General features: G+C 41.2%; 18 protein-coding genes. 5 read left to right on the top strand and 13 right to left on the bottom strand.

Annotated elements, in window-relative coordinates:
• Positions 1-129 precede the first annotated feature (129 nt).
• The 4 genes from LBYS11_RS09430 to LBYS11_RS09415 form a co-directional block, all read right to left on the bottom strand.
• Positions 130-573: a hypothetical protein gene (locus LBYS11_RS09430; protein WP_103117948.1), complete on the bottom strand. Its 444-nt coding sequence runs from the start codon at positions 571-573 to the stop codon at positions 130-132.
• Between the two features lie 63 nt (positions 574-636).
• A complete protein-coding gene (locus tag LBYS11_RS09425) occupies positions 637-2,193 on the bottom strand; it encodes a YndJ family protein (RefSeq protein WP_103117947.1) in 1,557 nt (518 codons plus the stop codon).
• Entirely contained in the window at positions 2,162-2,773 is a 612-nt protein-coding gene (locus LBYS11_RS09420) for a DUF4166 domain-containing protein (protein ID WP_103117946.1), read from the bottom strand. The genes LBYS11_RS09425 and LBYS11_RS09420 overlap by 32 nt, the downstream gene beginning before the upstream one ends.
• Positions 2,774-2,778: 5 nt before the next feature.
• A complete protein-coding gene (locus LBYS11_RS09415; protein ID WP_048390669.1) occupies positions 2,779-3,672 on the bottom strand; it encodes a DoxX-like family protein in 894 nt (297 codons plus the stop codon).
• Positions 3,673-3,776: 104 nt separating this feature from the next.
• On the opposite strand from LBYS11_RS09415, the gene LBYS11_RS09410 reads away from it, so the two are divergent.
• Genes LBYS11_RS09410 through LBYS11_RS09400 form a run of 3 tightly spaced genes read left to right on the top strand, consistent with a single transcriptional unit; the run spans position 3,777 to position 7,646 of the window.
• Positions 3,777-4,391: a sigma-70 family RNA polymerase sigma factor gene (locus LBYS11_RS09410; RefSeq protein ID WP_369823974.1), complete on the top strand. Its 615-nt coding sequence runs from the start codon at positions 3,777-3,779 to the stop codon at positions 4,389-4,391.
• 52 nt (positions 4,392-4,443) lie between these two features.
• Positions 4,444-5,172, top strand: a complete 729-nt coding sequence (locus LBYS11_RS09405; RefSeq protein WP_369823986.1) for an ABC transporter ATP-binding protein — start codon at positions 4,444-4,446, stop codon at positions 5,170-5,172.
• Positions 5,172-7,646: an ABC transporter permease gene (locus LBYS11_RS09400; protein ID WP_103117943.1), complete on the top strand. Its 2,475-nt coding sequence runs from the start codon at positions 5,172-5,174 to the stop codon at positions 7,644-7,646. Before LBYS11_RS09405 ends, LBYS11_RS09400 begins: the two co-directional genes overlap by 1 nt.
• A gap of 124 nt (positions 7,647-7,770) precedes the next feature.
• Here LBYS11_RS09400 and LBYS11_RS09395 read toward each other — a convergent pair whose 3' ends face one another.
• From LBYS11_RS09395 to LBYS11_RS09375, 5 genes are all read right to left on the bottom strand, one after another.
• Entirely contained in the window at positions 7,771-8,502 is a 732-nt protein-coding gene (locus tag LBYS11_RS09395; protein ID WP_103117942.1) for an alpha/beta hydrolase, read from the bottom strand.
• Positions 8,503-8,534: 32 nt separating this feature from the next.
• Positions 8,535-9,059: a tubby C-terminal domain-like protein gene (locus LBYS11_RS09390; RefSeq protein WP_054548756.1), complete on the bottom strand. Its 525-nt coding sequence runs from the start codon at positions 9,057-9,059 to the stop codon at positions 8,535-8,537.
• Positions 9,060-9,186: 127 nt separating this feature from the next.
• Positions 9,187-9,903, bottom strand: a complete 717-nt coding sequence (locus tag LBYS11_RS09385; RefSeq protein WP_103117941.1) for a toast rack family protein — start codon at positions 9,901-9,903, stop codon at positions 9,187-9,189.
• 112 nt (positions 9,904-10,015) lie between these two features.
• Complete coding sequence (locus LBYS11_RS09380) at positions 10,016-10,396, bottom strand: SRPBCC domain-containing protein (protein ID WP_048390658.1); 381 nt, start codon at positions 10,394-10,396, stop codon at positions 10,016-10,018.
• 29 nt (positions 10,397-10,425) lie between these two features.
• Complete coding sequence (locus tag LBYS11_RS09375; RefSeq protein ID WP_103117940.1) at positions 10,426-11,634, bottom strand: MFS transporter; 1,209 nt, start codon at positions 11,632-11,634, stop codon at positions 10,426-10,428.
• Positions 11,635-11,770: 136 nt separating this feature from the next.
• Here LBYS11_RS09375 and LBYS11_RS09370 point away from each other — a divergent pair, with 136 nt between their 5' ends.
• Together LBYS11_RS09370 and LBYS11_RS09365 are read left to right on the top strand one after the other, a co-directional pair.
• Positions 11,771-12,628 carry a LysR family transcriptional regulator gene (locus LBYS11_RS09370; protein ID WP_103117939.1) on the top strand — a complete coding sequence of 286 codons (858 nt, stop codon included), beginning with the start codon at positions 11,771-11,773 and terminating at the stop codon, positions 12,626-12,628.
• A 109-nt stretch (positions 12,629-12,737) separates the two neighbouring features.
• A complete protein-coding gene (locus tag LBYS11_RS09365; protein ID WP_103117938.1) occupies positions 12,738-13,607 on the top strand; it encodes a DMT family transporter in 870 nt (289 codons plus the stop codon).
• A 34-nt stretch (positions 13,608-13,641) separates the two neighbouring features.
• Here the strand turns inward: LBYS11_RS09365 and LBYS11_RS09360 are convergent, their stop codons facing one another.
• From LBYS11_RS09360 to LBYS11_RS09345, 4 genes are all read right to left on the bottom strand, one after another.
• A complete protein-coding gene (locus LBYS11_RS09360) occupies positions 13,642-14,631 on the bottom strand; it encodes a sensor histidine kinase (RefSeq protein ID WP_103117937.1) in 990 nt (329 codons plus the stop codon).
• Entirely contained in the window at positions 14,628-15,299 is a 672-nt protein-coding gene (locus LBYS11_RS09355; RefSeq protein WP_066038510.1) for a response regulator transcription factor, read from the bottom strand. The genes LBYS11_RS09360 and LBYS11_RS09355 overlap by 4 nt, the downstream gene beginning before the upstream one ends.
• A gap of 2 nt (positions 15,300-15,301) precedes the next feature.
• The gene (locus tag LBYS11_RS09350; protein WP_103117936.1) at positions 15,302-16,285 is read right to left on the bottom strand and encodes an alpha/beta hydrolase; all 984 of its coding nucleotides are present in this window, start codon (positions 16,283-16,285) and stop codon (positions 15,302-15,304) included.
• Between the two features lie 126 nt (positions 16,286-16,411).
• Positions 16,412-16,831 carry a DUF1801 domain-containing protein gene (locus LBYS11_RS09345; RefSeq protein ID WP_004228761.1) on the bottom strand — a complete coding sequence of 140 codons (420 nt, stop codon included), beginning with the start codon at positions 16,829-16,831 and terminating at the stop codon, positions 16,412-16,414.
• Positions 16,832-16,860: the final 29 nt, after the last annotated feature.

The following is a 16,860-nucleotide window of genomic DNA, read 5'->3' as shown; positions in this document are numbered from 1 at the left end:
ATCCTTAAAAATCTACCATTTAATTAGGACGATTAGAGGTTTTAGGAATTTTTGCTATATTTCCAGAAATAACTTGGTCAATATAATGTTTTTTATAGCATCTTTTATCGCACGCCTATAGTACTATCCTTAATCCCAGCCATTGAACATTACATCGCCAATTGTTTGACTATTAAAATAAGAGACGTATTTCCATTCTGTAGCAGATAGGCTATGGAACGCCTCATCCTTTGTTAGTAATGTTGTAAGTGTCTCCGCTTCCAAGCATTTTCGCATAGGAAAATATTTATGCAGGTGAGGCTTGGATAAAAAGGTAAAGCTATTCACCTCCTGCTTGGCAAATGCGATGTACGGCATCAAACGATGATGAAGAATCGTCAGTGTTTCTCCATCGATTTCAATCACTGCCTGCATATAGACAAAGGGCGCTTGATCAATAAATTGCCTTACTTTCGCTCGTTGTTCGCTTGTCACTAAATGGTACACCATCGACTGAAACATGCGCATGTCCTGCTCAATTAAATGCGCTGCATCGAAACCAGAAATTCCTTTTGTTAAACGCAAGCCTTCCATCACTCCTTGTTATTTGTCTCTATAATAGGACCTTCTCGTTCGGTTGAGGAAATTCCTGCCAATCTATGCATTTCTTTTAATATGATAATCAATTTGTAGGAATGGAATACCAAATAACGTCATCTGATGGCGTGCTGACAATGTCTTGTCATCTACCGCAGAAATTTGAAAATCCTCCTGTAGGGGTAGCCTCATCACATTTTTTCCTATCGCCAAATAAATTCCTGCATCTCCATCATGGCGACTTGTTAGGTGTAGCTGACCATTTTCTTCATAGGCATACAAAATGCCAACCATTGTTGAGAACGGGAGTGGTAAGGCTATATTCATATAGGTCGTTTCGTCGCTTGTGTGCTTCGAATAAATCGCGACAAAAACGGTTTGCTGATGAATTGTCCGAATCCATGCACGTGGAGACGGACGGCTATCTCGTGCAGAATCGACCTGAACAATGCTACCCGTCATCTCAACTGGCTTACTGGAAAAGGGTAAATTGAGCTGTTGGAGCAAACGGCTCATTCCTTGATACAGAAAGGCAAAAGGTCGAAACCAAGCCTTCCATTGCACCGTCGAAAGCAGCCGATAGGTCGTCGTATACTCATAAAAATGTGGAATGACAGGCGGTAGCTTTGCTGTATCGACAAAATCCTGTAAGGCATCGGCCAAGCCAGGGTGTGGTATATTCTCATGATGTAGCTTCCCACGAATTTGGCTTACAGGGAACTCAAACGGACGCTGTGTTGTTGGGGGGACAGCCATTAGCCAGGCGATGACCCCTATCCCCCCAAAGAAAACACCATTGATCACACCATGGAATTGAAGCATTTCTGGAATGCCGATGGAAACGTTTCCGCTGACACGACTGTAAACATACAGACAAGACCCAAGAATCGTCAGACAGAGCGCTCCATAGGAAATCCTCAGCAATAGCCCCTGTCCAAACGGAAGCTTTGTTTTGAGCGCTACGAAAAATAAGCCGTAAATGGCGAAAATATAAAGAGCGACTGCGATGATTTCGATGAGAATGGAAAAGGCAATACCTACCGCAACAAGGATTGGTCCTGCCAGCAACATCATCACCATCACACGGTAGCCGCTACTATCATGTAATCGACCTAAAAGCCCGACTGAAATGGGTAATAAACAAGCCGAATAATGAAAGTGAATGGCCGTTAACCACGTTATTAATGGTGAAAAACCAGTATCCATGTTGGTGACATAGGCGAAAAACCACAGTCCACCGAGGGATAGGTAGAAAAGCCCCATGTCGATAGCAAACTCCGCAATATTCGTAAAACCTCGTTGTAAAAATCTTTTCACGCCTTGTATGGCGATATAGAAGGTATACAGTAAATACATACCTGCCAAGATATTAGCCAAAACGCCATCCGTCGACCAATGCAGCAGTGTAACGGCTAGCATCATCCCCATAATAATGGCTGTGCCGACTTTCTGAACATCCACAACCATTGATACCATGGTGGGAACGAAAACTAGTTGAGCAACAGTTAGTAGCCATAAGTAATTGGGTTGCCCACTAAGCACAAAGCAAATCACCGTGAACAAAATCCCTAGTAAAAAAATAAAATTACTTCGATTGTTGTGTAAATTCACCAGCATACATCATGAGCCTCCCTATGAATGGATTATGGATGGAGACATGAATGGTAAAGACATTTTTCGATTCATCAAAGCCTTCCTCTACAATGACTCGACCCTCTAACAGTCTAGGCATCGGGCATTCGAAACGCGAGAGGACAAAGCGCTGCTTACCTGAACGAATGACCAATGTCCCCGCTCGTGTCACCGTAAAGTGCAAATCGGAATAAAAAAGAGCGGGTGTGCCTAAATAATCTTTCACAATTTTTTGGATTGGATTAATGGTCATCCTTGCATCAAAATGCCTTGTTTTCTGCGGGAAATAAAAGGTGCGCTCCCATAGTACCTCTAGTTCCCCACTTGGCAGGGCTCTGCATGTATTCGAAATAGTAAAGGGGATATCCTCCCCTGACTCTGGGAACAGAAATCGCGTTTTCGCTGCCAGTGTATAGAAGGGACACATCCATTTAGCACCAGATTTTATTTGATGCATCACGCCCTTAGCAAAAAATGGTTCATCAATTGGTAACGCATAACGCTGTTGTAGCATCGGATGAAGTCTTGCAAAATCATCCCCTAATAATGTTTGATAGATCGTCATCCTTGTTATCCTCGCTTTCTTTTACAACTTTTAGCACTCGGTACATCCTTACTTAAGCTAAATCCGACAATCGACAACACCCATAAAGCACTATTAAAGGTAAGTGGATTAAAGGGTGCTTGTACACTTGTCGGGTCCGCAACAATAGCAGCTATCGTCAAGAGCGGAAAAACGATGATTTGCATGCCAAAGAGCCAGCGTTTTCCTCGCGGGTAAAGCCAACAAAAAGCAAAGAGAATTTCCGCAACCCCTATCCACATAACTAGCTGATCAGCATGTTTTAGTAATGAAGCGGTCATCTTTAATTCCTGCGGATGCATATGGATGATCTTCGGTACAAGACCATGATAGAACCAGACAAAGCAAAAGAATAGACACAGAAGCATCGTTAAAAAGAATCGACTATACTGTGCGGTAGGATTTTCTCCTTTTTCTAGCCATCTTTTTAAAACGTCAAAGCTGAGTGCCGTCGCCCACCCCATTAATGGACGAAAAAATAAATCAAAGAATACGCCAAGCTTGCCATAGCGTGTATCATAATCATATTGGGTCAGAAATGTCAGCCCCTGTTGATGCGGGATATATTGCCAATAGCCTTTTCCCTCCGCTATGGGTGAGCGCTTTTGAGGCGTACCAAAATGCAGTGAGGATGTTCGCGTGCCATTTTCTTTATGATGCTCCCCCTTGCTTTCTCCCCAGCCGCTTACCTGTAAGCCTGGCATTACCTTCGTTTCATAGGTAAAACGCTGTGGCTCCTCGGGTGCTTTTTTCGGAATATATGTAATCGATGTAAAACGTAAATCCCATTGCTCATGCAGATGAGGATTTTGTGTATAATCCCACGCTTTCTCTATAGGAGCCTGAATGTCTATCTCGACATAAATAGGCTTTCTGCTCATAAACTCACTCCTTTTTTGATGAAGCCATTATCATTATAGCAGTAAATTGATAACCTTCTATTAAATGGGTATGCTTATGACGTTTCTCAATAAAAATAAAAAACTTGAATCGAAATGATGACTTGCTGAGTCTAATGGTCGAAAAGGAGGCGATTTTCATTACGAGCACCCAACAAACTCTTGTAGCCTTAGCCCAACAAGGTGATGAGCAGGCGTTTTATCAGCTCATTGAGCAGGAGCAGCATAAGCTTTACCGAATGGCCTATGTCTACGTACAAAATGAAAACGACGCCGTAGAAGTTTTTCAGCAAACCATTATTCGAGCCTATGAGGGGCTACCGCAATTAAAGGAGCCTCACTATTTTGCCACTTGGCTTACCCGCATTATGATAAATTGCTGTAAAACCTATATTGCGAAGAAAAAAACAGTTATGCCTTTTGAACCACAAACTTTCGAGGATTTAACAAGTGCATCTCCTACATACATCGAAGAAGAGCTGGATTTATGGCAGGCTCTTTGCAGGCTTGAGGAAAAGTACAAAACGGTGCTATTACTACGATTTTATCAAGACTACTCTGTCAAGGATATTGCGGCGATTTTGCAATGCCCTGAAGGTACCGTGAAAACACATATTCGCCGTGGCTTGCATGCATTACGACAACAATTAAAGGGGGCATATCTCGATGAGTGGGTTCAATCCGCTGAAAGAAGTCATTAATGCAATACCCATCCCTGAAGGACGTTTAACAGAGGTGCTACGTGTTGAAGGGATGTCCAAAATTTATCAGCAAAAGCATCATACTGTGAATGCCTTGAAAAATATCCATTGCACCATTTATCAAGGAGAAATGGTGGCGATTATGGGGACAAGCGGCTCTGGTAAAAGTACTCTTCTGAATATGATCAGTGCCATTGATGAGCCAACAGATGGAGCATTATTTTTATTTGGCAGGGAAGCTCAGGCTATTTATCAAGAGCCAAAAGCATCGCAATTCCGAAAAGAAAATATCGGCTTTATCTTCCAATCCTTTCATCTGCTAAAGGATTTAACCGTCGAGGATAATATTGCACTTCCCCTTATTTTAAATGATATTCCTAGCAAGGAGATTAAGGTGCGTGTGCAGCACATGATGGAAACCTTAAACATCGCTGCTTGGGCAAAGCATCGACCACATGAGCTTTCTGGTGGACAGAAGCAACGTGTCGCCATTGCGCGAGCGATTATTGCCAATCCTCCTATTTTACTGGCAGATGAGCCAACGGGGGCTTTGGATGTTCATACAACAGATGAAATTTTAGAACTGCTTGTTGCTCTGCAAAAAAAGAACCAGCAAACGATATTACTTGTCACACATGACCCCTATGTGGCTACCTATGCCAATCGGGTATTGTTCTTCCATGATGGGGCGATTGTGGATTCCTATCAAAACCGGCAAAATGAAGAGGATTTAGATTGTATTCTAATGAAATTCAAGGAAATAACGAGGGGGGATCGCTAATGTTTACGATGCGCAATATTGCCCTCAAGCTTTTTCGTGCCGCTTGGGCAAATGTCCTAACGAGTATTAGTATTATTACGATCTCGATTTGCCTGGTGATGACGATGACCGTCTACATTTGGAATGCGAATAGCCAGATGAAGGCAGACATCCAAGCGTTGTATGGGGAAATGGATTTAATGGTTGGTTATAATCCCGATCAGCAAAAATTGTTGACGACAAATCAAATAGAGGAGCTTTCTACTCTAGCCGGTGTCACACAAGTGTCCCGCTTATCTATAGCTCATACAATCGTTGAACATGAAAAGTACACCGCATTTTATACCGTTGGCGTCGAAAATGATGACCTTGTGAAAAGTCGCTACCATTTTGCGGTCAATCTTGGACCGAATGATGCCATTCTTTCGGAAAATGTTGCCCGTCTTTTCAACAAACGAGTTGGGGACTCCATTCATATTCAATCAAAGGATTTTATCGTGCAAGAAATTTTACCGACAATGAAAGGCACTGACAGCCCTAATATCATCCTCTTAGCGAATGACGTAGTTAAGGCATGGATGAACAACAGTCAGCCACAAACGGCAGGCATATTTGCGCTCATTAAAACTGATGAGGGGCGTGCCAAGGCTGTAGGCGCAGAAATCAAACAACTGGATGAAACATTACGTGTTGATGTCATGAGTGATTACGATGTCATTAAAAGAAATTTACAGAGCTTAATGGTTTTTATGATTGTACTATCCGTTTTTATTTTACTCATTTCAAGTGTCCTATTGCTGTCCACATTCCAGCTATTATTTTATAAAATTAAAGAGCAGCTCATGATCTTACGGGCTCTCGGGGCATCCGTGAAACAGGTTGGACGTATAGTCAAGCTCCAACTATCACTGATCATTAGCTTTGGCGTTATGCTTGGAACAACGCTGAGCCTTGTGATAATAAAAAGCTGGCTACCACAATTAATTAGCTTTTTGCATTTACCCGAAGCTAAAACAGAGCTTCCTATTGTGTTTATTCTTTTAATTGCCCTTTCCAGCTTCATCATTCTTCAAGTGATGACAAAATGGCAAGTAGCGAAAAGTTCTCGACTACTGCCATTACAAATCGCGACAGATAATGAAAATTTAGAGCTGCGTTGGACAAAATGGAAAACAATTATTGTCAGTATTGTAGGTGTGTCAGCTACCTTCTTCTTTTTACAAGCCTATTTAGCTGGGACAGGAAGCGATCAAGGTGCCTTATTTATTTTACTCGGAACACTATTTGTATGTGGGATTTTACTGTTACTAATCCCCTATCTATTTACAGCCATCCTTCATCTGGCTTTAAAGCCGATTCGAAGGGTACTTGGCAAGGAAGCCTATTTAGCATGCCAGCAGCTCATGCCACAAGTACGCAAAAATATGCCCGTGGTGCTCAGCATGATAGGATTAATGGTTATTTTAACCTTTGGAAGTTCATTAATGAAAACCTTACAACACAATGACCTTGCCTACACAGAATCACAATACGAAACAGCCATAAAAATCAATAATGAATTAAATGATCCAACTATCACGCCTGCAATTATAGAGGAAATAGAAGCATTGCCAAGTGTACAGTACGCGTATACACAAAGTAATAATGCGTATATTGCTCTACAACTCGGTGATGAATGGCTACCAGAGAACTATACAACCATTGATATTAAGAAATTTATGCAATTAAAGAAGTTGCCTCAAATTGAGGAAGGAAATTTGCAAAATGGCCTTGTCGTGACAAAGGGCTTTGCCGAGCGTTATCATTTGGCAGTGGGTGATCGTGTAACGATGGGTACCTATGATTTTACTGCCCAGCAGGATATGCCTACTGGTGAGTTACAAATTATAGGAATTACTGATACACCTATTCACCGTGCTGATTTAATCGTTGATTGGTCATCATTCCTCACGGCACAGGATCACCCAATTATCGAAGACATTATGGTCGAAACATCCCACCCAGAGCATGCATTGGCGGAGCTGTCATTCTTGGAACAGCGCTGGCCAGCCCTGAAGTTGACAGATAAAGCGACCATATTAGCACAATCCAATGAAATGTTCTTCCAACGGTGGAGCTTATTTGTTGGCGTCTTTGTTATTTTAATAGCTGCCACGGGGCTTGGTGTCCTTCAAACTTTACTGCATGCGATTTATACAAAACGCAGCGACTATGCCATCCAACGATTAATTGGTCTGTCACCAAATGGCTTAATGAAGCTTATATTGACACAAGTCCTATCGTTTGTCCTTTATGGTCTCATAGTCGGTACATTTCTGGGGTTCGTCTTAACGAGGATGCTAGGCTTCATTGATGATGGCTCGCCGATGTCCTATGACTTCCTAACATTGGGCCTCACAAGTATCGCCTTCCTAGGGTCAACACTTATTGTCTTTACCCTCCAAGGCTACTGGATGAGCAGACAAAAATTAGCGAATGAGATCGTGGAAATATAAGTAAAACAGCCCCTCTATGGATAGAGGTGGCTGTTTTTTTAGAAGCGGGGCTCTCTCTTGAATGAGCGCTTTTACCCCTCTTTGGAGTGGAGTACCCCCACTCCTTTTATAAATGAAATTCTCCCTAAATTTGAAGAAATTCTATCATTTCCTTTATGATAGCCTCTTGATCTCGTCCTAATGTCATGAGATGCTTAGAATTTCCAAAGCCTTTCTTCTGCTTTCTAGATGAATGAACATGTTGAGAGATCATTTCAGCACTTTGCGCATATAAGGCATCGTCCTTTTCACCATAGTAGATAGCGATAGGAATGGTAATTCTATCAAGCTGCTCCATCGTTGCTTGGATAAATGTTTGGAATGCGTTCATTGCATGTAATGGCATGTTCTCAAATGGCTCCATTTCCTGAGCGATTTGAAGTGGTGGCTTCCCCTCTATTGTTTTGTAATTATGGGCATAGTCAATAATCCTTTGTTTTAATTGCTCTGGCTCCTTATCAAACGGCACAGATAAGACAATGATTTGCTCGAGCCTTTCTAATTGAGCAAGCTTCAACGCGAAAATTCCCCCGATGGATAGACCAATGACCGAAATCTTTTGATAGCCTTCATCCAATAAAAATTGATGAGCATTCACTACATCCTGCCACCAGTCGTCTACCTGATAGTGTAATAACTGTTCTGGATGAGTGCCATGTCCACGATATAGCGGCGCATAGCAAGTATAGCCTTGGTTATGTAGTGCAGTGGCTACTGTCTTCATATCTCTTGTATGACTTGTAAAGGAATGTAAAAGCAATAGGGCATGCTCATTTCCTTGTAAATAAATCTCTTTTGCTGGTAATATGTTTAGCATTTCATCAAGCCCTTTCTTCCATCTACCTTTATTTAAGCCCCAACAAACAGCACTGCCTGTCCGATGGCAATAAAAAAGGCTTCCTGCTGAATGGGACTGCTGTCTTCAATTTGTAGTGTAATGTCAAAATGCGTCTCGCAGAAAGTCGCTTGCCAGCGTGCGATAGGCTGCTCATTCACAGTAAAAACAGACCAGTCCTCCATTTCTTTGTTGAGCTTGATCTGCTGTTCGCCATCGGTAATAACTAAATCAGGAATCATAATTTGCCAGCCATCATAGGCAATCATATAGTCTTTACCTGTTACCAAATCCTTGCCACGGAAATGCACGCGCCCGCGACGGGATACTTTTTTACACGTAAAAAGCGGCTGATCATTGCGATCGTGAACATCAAAACGAACGAAATAACGATAGTCCATCGTTTTATCGAATGCTTTTTTTAGTGCATTGGAATACACGCGTTGAACGGTGGATGATACCTCCCCCGCTTCATTTAAAATAGTAACGGTGTCTGTTGACTCGATGGCCGCTGGTTGCTTGTATGTATAGGTCTTCATCTATTCGCTCCTTTGAAACATTGCTTTCTTAAAACTACCATAAAATAAGCGTCAAATACAAAGGATGTATTTGACGCTCCTATTATGGTTATTGCGGTTATTTCAATCAAGTAGCCTACTCCATTTTCTATCGATCTAACTTAAAGGTAATTTCCCCGATGCCCAATTCCGAATTGACCTCTAGCACGACATCCGCCTTGTCGTAAGCTTCGTTGACATAGACACCATTCCCTTTTGATATAAGGCCCTCCACATTAGACGAGCCAATGCCTTTTTCTGTCGTTAATTTCACGCCAACCTTTGAAGGTAAAATAACTGTTGTTTGACCGACACCTGTTTCAATAGTCGTTGTAAAGCTCTTTTTCCAGTCGCCACCTAGGTTAACCGTTAGATCACCGACACCCGCTTCAATATCGAGCTTTTCCAGCTGAAGACCCTGTAAATCAAGATTGGCAAGTGAGGCACCCGTTTCCACATTTAGATTCATGGGGATGCTGTCGTTCAGTTGAATCGCCCATGTGTTTTTAATATTCGAGAGCCCCAGCCTTGTTGAGCCCTTATGCTTGATTTCCACTTCTCCTGTATCGCCATGTAGATCATAGTCTATCTGAGGGGCTAGCTTTTTTACATTATATTCTGCGTTGCCCTCAACCCATTCCTTTGCACCACTCGATACATTCATTTCGCCAACACCTAAATCAATGTCTACCTCTAATACTTTCGCTTTATCCTTTTCCACCAAAATGGCTTCCTCTCGCATTTTATTTGGAATAAAGGAAAAGCACCCCGATAATACCAATGCTGACGTGCCTATCACGACACCTAAACCCACTAATTTTTTCACTATTATTTCCTCCCACCGTATAATCTACCAATAATTTCATTATATAGAAGGGAGGAAATTAAAATACGACCCTCCGCTCGAAATTCATCTAAGACCTAAGACGTAGAGAGGCTTACTGATAAGGAATGTCATGCCCCTCCAGCAATGCCTTTAAATTCGCAAGAGAGGCATCATAGCCTGACGAATTAAAGCTCACCGTAGTGCCATTACCCTGTTGGGCTAGCGTAATAGCAATCAATGTTTCAGGAACTTCTAGATAGAAGGAAAATTCCTCATTTTTCTTCACTTGTTGAATCGTTAGCTCCATCGGCAGTTTTTCAGAAAGCTGGTTATGCGCATTTGGCATTAAGGTAAATGTCATCTTTTCCCCAGCTGTTAGTATAGGGATGTCCCATATGGAGCCTGGTGCGTACCATCGGGAGAGGGATTGCTCCTCTGTAATCGCCTGCCATACTTTATCAATCTTTGCCTCAATCCAAATCGAACTGGTCATTCGCAGCAACCTCCATTTCCTCTTTTCCATTATTTTACCGAACTTTCAGAAGTTAGACTACCTTGGGATGTTCTGTATAAGTGAAATGCCCCCAGTATAACCATCACAGCGATAACATCCAAAGCGAGCTGATAGCTGGAAAAAACAGTAACCAATAAACCATAAACCGTTGGTGCCAAGACAATAAAGAACTGATTAATCGTTAACGCTGCACTAACAGTTAGTCCTACTGCTTGCGAATCGGATTGCTCCGTGACACAAGTGATATATATGGAATACCAGCCAAGCGCTAAAAACCCAAATAAACTGCAAAATAAAATCATGAGGCCCTTGCTATGTATGACAAAGGGCAAAAAGCCAACCATCAGGAATGTAGCGACCATGACGAGCACTAATAATGGCTCTCGTTTTTGAGCGAAATAATGATCACTCATCCAAGCAAGTACAATTCTCCCAAACATCCCACCAAATAAAATCAGACTTAAATAGCGCCCCGCCTCGGTTAATGTATACCCACCTTCATGATGTAAATAGCTCATAAAGTGAGCAATGATAATCATTTGGAGGGACATCATGACCATGCCCACAAAAAATAAAGGATAGAGCGCTCGATTGTGCCGAATAGCACGCATCTTCTCTTTAAAAGGAATGAGAGGTGCCGTAGCGGTGTCATACTGTTTTGGTTCTTTGTACAGCAATAAAAATAATAGTCCCCCACCAACCGCCATCAAGCCCTGTGCTAAATGGACAGAGGATAGATGATGATGTTGATACAAATAGGTCAGCAAAGTGGAAGCCAATGCACCACCAATCGGAATACCTGTTTGGCGTATCCCAATAGCAAGTCCTCGATGCTTGTTAGGAAACCATTTCACAATAGCAGTACTGCCACCTGTTTGCGCACTGCCATACCATATCCCCACAACTATTAATACGAGAAGCAATGTCGTATAATGATTCACGGGTATTAGCAATAAGGCTGACATGCCTAGTAGTATCGAGCCCCATCCAATAATCTGCTTTTCTCCCTTTTTATCCATGAGATAACCAAATAGCAGCATGGAGAAAATTGGCCCTATATTGACGGCTGAAACAATTAGCCCTGTCTGGAAGGACGTTAAGTGCCATTCCATTTGATAAAAAGAGGCAACTGGCCCCATTCCGTAGGTCACAAAGGTTGCGGCTGTTTGCGAAAGTGTAGCCACAAGCAAGATGACCCATCGATAATATGTATGCATAAAAACCCTCCATCAGGTTACTGCTTTTGCAGTCTACCTTTTCATTATCTAGAGTGTACGTGGACAGCTAGCGAACGTAAAATGGAGGAAAATGATAGCGGCTATTAAAAAAATCTATAGGTATGTGAGGAACAACATGAACATTGAAGAAATTGCCTTAAAAATGGAGCTTTTAGAGAGGCAAAACTTGAGTAAATCGGCTGAAATCACCAATTATACACAATCTGCCTTAACAGCAAAGGTGAAAAAAATGGAGCGTGAAATTGGGCAGGACGTCTTTAAACGAACACCCCAAGGCTTAAAGCTGACAGAGGTAGGTCAACATTATTTACAGTTTTTAAAGAAAGTTGCCGAGCAGTATGAAGACTTTTTACATACCATCGGCCCTACACAAACGAGCATTTTGGTTGGTACATCTCATACAACCATTAAAATATATGGACCATCCATTATGAACGCACTGCAAACTAGTCGAAGTCCGATAGATGTTGATTTCACTGTGGAATCAAGTACAGCCTTAAATCACAAAGTCCATCTGGCGGAAATAGATTGCGCATTGACAAGTAATCCAATCAAGCATTATAGCGATCTACACTATGATGTACTAGCCACAGAGACGTTTGAAGTTATCTCAAGCTCCGCTCATATCATTGACTTTGATCAACGAACACCTGTCACATTGCTTGTGTTAAGTAAGGGCTGCATGTATACCCATGCATTAGCACAATGGCTCACTGACAAGCAGGTACCTTTTACGATGAAGGAAATTAAATCAGTTAGTAGTATTTTAGATTTTCTTGAAATCGAGCATACATTGGCTGTATTAAATACCAAATTACTAGCACTTTATCCTTGTCCCGACATGCATTTTTATGATTTAGATGGGCTTCACAGTGTGATCGAAACAGTTTATATCTATAAAAAAGATGACAGTAAGCAGCCCTTCATCCTGCAATTAAAACAGGTCATTGAATCCTTGCTTGAGCAGAATTAGCACCATAAACCTATTTTGTGCTAATATTCTAAAAACCCTATATTATTCATGCGGACTACACTATAATAGGTTTGTCATTATTAATCTTGTAAATGCTTAGGAGTACATCATGTTTTATTACATCTCGTTATTTTTTGCAGTATTTGCATTATCTACCTCAGCAATCTTTGTTAAGCTAGCTGATGCACCACCAGCGATTACAGCCTTTTATCGACTATTTTTTGCGATGCTAGTTCTTCTTCCATTTTTATTGGCACAGAAGAGCTTGCGGCAGGAGCTTACAAGTCTCTCGAAAAAACAATGGGGACTCGGCATTTTATCAGGCTTATTTTTGTCCTGTCATTATGTGTTATGGTTTGAATCATTAAACTACACATCTGTGGCTAGTTCAACCGTCATTGTGACACTACAGCCACTATTCTCTTTAATAGGCAGCTATTTTTTATTTAAAGAGCGATTTTCAAAAGGAGCGATTGTTGGCTGCTTCGTAGCGATCATCGGCTGCTTCATTATTGGCTGGCAAGATTTCCAGATTAGTGGACAAGCCCTTTATGGCGATATTCTTGCCTTTATTGCGGCAGGTATTATTACAGCCTACTTTTTTATTGGGCAATCAGTGCGCAAGGATTTATCGCTCATTCCCTATTCTATTATCGGCTATGGCAGTAGCTCGATCTTTTTAGCCGTTTATGCCCTCTTTATGAAAGAATCGTTTTTCGAATATTCAGCCTCCACCTGGTGGTCCCTTGTAGGGCTGGCTGTCATTGCAACGATTTTCGGGCAAACCATTTTTAATTGGCTATTGAAATGGTTAAGTACAACGGTGATTTCCATGAGTATTTTAGGCGAAACAATCGGCACATGTATATTAGCTTATTTTATTTTAGATGAGATGATTTCCGTTCAACAGGGGATCGGTATTGTGGTCATTTTACTAGGACTGGCCCTGTTCTTACTACAGCAACGAAAATCTGTGTAAAAGAAAAAACAACGGCAAAGGCTGCCGTTGTTTTTTATTGGTGTGTAAAGTAGAAGATCGTGCCATTTTTGTTTGATTGTAAGGAAGCTTCGATATTCAATGTTTTAGCAATATCCTGAATGATTTTAAGCCCAAGTCCGCCATGCTCATCTTCTGTCGTAAAGCCAATACCATCATCACACATGACAACTTGCCCGTCCTTGATCGTCACCTCTAGCTTGGATGCTTGGGCATGCTTTAATGTATTTTGCAAGACATTATCGAATAAACGCTGTAGCCACAATTCATTGCTAAGCCAAGTTGCTTGTAAATCATCGTGCTGAAAATGCAGCGTAATATTCTGCATGCGATATAGATACTGCCACTTCTTTATCATCATTTGTAACAATGGGACAAGTTGAACCTCCTCCTGCATGACATAGGACTGTTCACCCGTATCAAAGGACTGTAACTGAAATGCATTAGTTAAATTCGTGATATATTGAATTTGTGCATGTAAGGATTCCACCAATTTGGGCTGCCCCTGTAGCTGATCCTCTAGATAAAACAGCTGCAAACGGATAGCCGTTAACGGCGTATGAATGTCATGTCGCAACTTTTGTAGCAGCTCTTTTTGAAGCTCCTGCTGCTGAGCAAGCTCTAACTCTCGGTAAGTTGTACGCTCAATTAAAAGATTGACAGATTGGCTAAGCTGTCCAATTTCATCCTCACTTTTTATCGTTAACGTGTCAGGTATTCGCTCATTACTTGCTAGTTCTCGTATTGTTTTATTAAGTAGTGTAATTTTGGATAGTAACGAATGAATCGATGTGGAAAATAGCCATGCGAGCATTCCTAACGCTAGCACAAACGCAATCAGCATCACAGGATAGGCATAGGACTCATGAAACGGAATGCCGTCATTTTTCATTTTAAAGGCCTTGTCATACAAAATTGACATGGCCACACTAATGCCTAATAGTACAACAGGCACACTCCCAATGGCTACAAATAACAAAGTACGGTATTTTGTTTTTAAGGTCATTTTTTATTATAGGTATTTAAACGATACCCTTCTCCATAAATATTTTGCACAATAGTGCCTGCTGGGTCTTGTAGCTTTGTTCGAATTTTTTTAATATGGACATTCAAAATATTATGATTGCGTTCATCGAGCGGCCAAAGATAATCAAAAAAATGTTCCTTTGTTAATACTCTGTCTCGATTGTCAAATAAATAAAAGAAAATTTTTCGCTCAATCGCTGTTAGGGCGATTTCATCATGGATACTATGATGAAATACTTGACGGCGCTCCCCATCAATCAATAAATGCTGAATTTGCGTAAGTGTACCATACTGTTGTGCTAGCATTTTTTGCATTCTTAGCAACAGTTCTCGCGGATCAAATGGCTTTGTCAGGTAATCCTCGCCAACCATCAACCCCTCTAGCTTACTTTCAATATCATTACGTGCCGATAGAAAAATGATTGGAATATTTAAGCCTAATCGTTTAATATTTTTGCTCAATTGATAGCCATCCTCTCCTGGCAGCATAATATCCATTATGACTAAATCCACCTGCTGAATCAGTGCCATCATATCCTTGCCGTCTGTTTTCCAGATTGCCTCATAGCCCTCACGCTGTACTATTTTTTGCAGTAGATCACCAATCATGTGATCGTCTTCTATAATTAAGATTCTAAATCCTTTCATACTTATCGACCTTTCTCATCACCCGTTGTTTTCATAAATTCCATTGCCAGTTGATAGATTTCATCTGGCTGATAGAGATAAATACTATGTGTCCCACTGACCTCTTTCACTTGTGCATTAGTGAATTGCTTTGCAAAGTCAGCATAATCCTGCCGATTTTGCTTCGTATATTTCGAATGTTTATTTTCTTCCGCAATCGCATCAATCAGTAAGATAGGCGTGTCTTGCGGCTTTTTGAGCTGTTCTGATTGTAAACTATTTTCGTAGACCTGCAACAGCTCATTTTGCATATCTTCATTAAAAAATTGCTTAAAGGACAACGCCTGATAGATTTCCTTTTCCTGTGCTGTTAAAAACGACATTTGAAGTACTTGCGGATTATAGACCTGTGTTGGCAAAAGTCGATGTAAGCCGAGTTTAGTAGCGAGGTGCATGCCTCTCACCATCCAACGATCGACCGTCCCCATTTTATGCTTTACATATTGACTAGGTAGGCCAATGTCTAGCGCGATGATGCCTTTTACTTCCTCTGGGTATTTTTGCGCCCAGTAAATGGCCTCTAGCCCTGAAATGGAATGTGGCACAAGAACATAGGGCGGTTCTAGCCCACTTTGCAGAAGTGCCTGTCGTCTTTGCGCTAAAATCGTATCGATTCCTCTATCATCATGGGCTACGTCGCTATAGCCATAGCCAGCTCGATCCACTACTGCAATTTGATGATGCTGTGAAAACTTACGATACAGCCCTTTTAGCTCATATACGGGTGCTGCGATACCTGAGCCAGCCATAAAAATATATGTATCCTCGCCAGCCCCCTCCTGATAAACATGGAGATTTTGACCATCTACATTATTTAATGTGCCGTTAGGTTGTAAAATAGCTGACTCCTTCTGTATTAAGCTATAGTGATAAATACAAATTATCACCATTCCAAGCACAATCAATGCCCCCATATAGACAATCATTTTCTTTGCTTTCTTTTTCATACGTATCTCCTCTTTTCGTTGATACTTGCAAGGATACACGGTAAAAATAAATTTCTACTAAACTTTTGAAGAAAATAGATAAATTTCATACAAAAAAGCTACCTAACTAATAGGCAGCTCTCTTGATTAAGCATCTGGATAGGTTTTTCGTAAAAAATCGATCGTTTGTTGTATAAGGGCTTTTAAGATGTCTTCATTCACATCAGCTAGCTTATTAATATAAACGCAGGCTTTTCCTGTTGTGTGTTTACCAAATTGTTGTAATAGTTGCTCTCGTTCATCCCCTGGAGCAAAATATAAGCTAATTTTCGCTTTGCGAGGGGAATAGGCAGCTAGTGGGGCATCCCCTTCATGGCCTGTTTGATATTTGTAATGATATTTACCAAAGCCTATAATACTCGGTCCCCACATTTTGGCTTCATAGCCTGTGACCTCTGTAAAAATGTCCAATAATCGATAGGCGTCTTCTCGCTTTTTTGGATGGTCTACACTTTCAATAAATTCAATGACACTTACATCGGTTTCTTTGGTCTTTAATTCATACATGTCAATCCCTCGCCCTCTGGAAGATGTAC

The organism is Lysinibacillus sp. YS11 (assembly GCF_002896375.1).
In the GTDB taxonomy this organism is placed as follows: domain Bacteria; phylum Bacillota; class Bacilli; order Bacillales_A; family Planococcaceae; genus Lysinibacillus; species Lysinibacillus capsici.
The sequence above is the reverse complement of the archived record's forward strand: the minus strand, read 5'-3'. Positions and strand labels throughout refer to the sequence as shown.

What these genes read in the sequence shown, in the direction of transcription:
- LBYS11_RS09390 (WP_054548756.1), bottom strand. Translation starts at nt 9,059, where the DNA reads ATGAAGACCTATACATACAAGCAACCAGCGGCCATCGAGTCAACAGAC.
- LBYS11_RS09380 (WP_048390658.1), bottom strand. Translation starts at nt 10,396, where the DNA reads ATGACCAGTTCGATTTGGATTGAGGCAAAGATTGATAAAGTATGGCAG.
- LBYS11_RS09365 (WP_103117938.1), top strand. Translation starts at nt 12,738, where the DNA reads ATGTTTTATTACATCTCGTTATTTTTTGCAGTATTTGCATTATCTACC.
- LBYS11_RS09360 (WP_103117937.1), bottom strand. Translation starts at nt 14,631, where the DNA reads ATGACCTTAAAAACAAAATACCGTACTTTGTTATTTGTAGCCATTGGG.
- LBYS11_RS09345 (WP_004228761.1), bottom strand. Translation starts at nt 16,831, where the DNA reads ATGTATGAATTAAAGACCAAAGAAACCGATGTAAGTGTCATTGAATTT.
- LBYS11_RS09405 (WP_369823986.1), top strand. Translation starts at nt 4,444, where the DNA reads ATGTCCAAAATTTATCAGCAAAAGCATCATACTGTGAATGCCTTGAAA.
- LBYS11_RS09425 (WP_103117947.1), bottom strand. Translation starts at nt 2,193, where the DNA reads ATGCTGGTGAATTTACACAACAATCGAAGTAATTTTATTTTTTTACTA.
- LBYS11_RS09430 (WP_103117948.1), bottom strand. Translation starts at nt 573, where the DNA reads ATGGAAGGCTTGCGTTTAACAAAAGGAATTTCTGGTTTCGATGCAGCG.
- LBYS11_RS09370 (WP_103117939.1), top strand. Translation starts at nt 11,771, where the DNA reads ATGAACATTGAAGAAATTGCCTTAAAAATGGAGCTTTTAGAGAGGCAA.
- LBYS11_RS09420 (WP_103117946.1), bottom strand. Translation starts at nt 2,773, where the DNA reads ATGACGATCTATCAAACATTATTAGGGGATGATTTTGCAAGACTTCAT.
- LBYS11_RS09395 (WP_103117942.1), bottom strand. Translation starts at nt 8,502, where the DNA reads ATGCTAAACATATTACCAGCAAAAGAGATTTATTTACAAGGAAATGAG.
- LBYS11_RS09415 (WP_048390669.1), bottom strand. Translation starts at nt 3,672, where the DNA reads ATGAGCAGAAAGCCTATTTATGTCGAGATAGACATTCAGGCTCCTATA.
- LBYS11_RS09400 (WP_103117943.1), top strand. Translation starts at nt 5,172, where the DNA reads ATGTTTACGATGCGCAATATTGCCCTCAAGCTTTTTCGTGCCGCTTGG.
- LBYS11_RS09355 (WP_066038510.1), bottom strand. Translation starts at nt 15,299, where the DNA reads ATGAAAGGATTTAGAATCTTAATTATAGAAGACGATCACATGATTGGT.
- LBYS11_RS09350 (WP_103117936.1), bottom strand. Translation starts at nt 16,285, where the DNA reads ATGAAAAAGAAAGCAAAGAAAATGATTGTCTATATGGGGGCATTGATT.
- LBYS11_RS09375 (WP_103117940.1), bottom strand. Translation starts at nt 11,634, where the DNA reads ATGCATACATATTATCGATGGGTCATCTTGCTTGTGGCTACACTTTCG.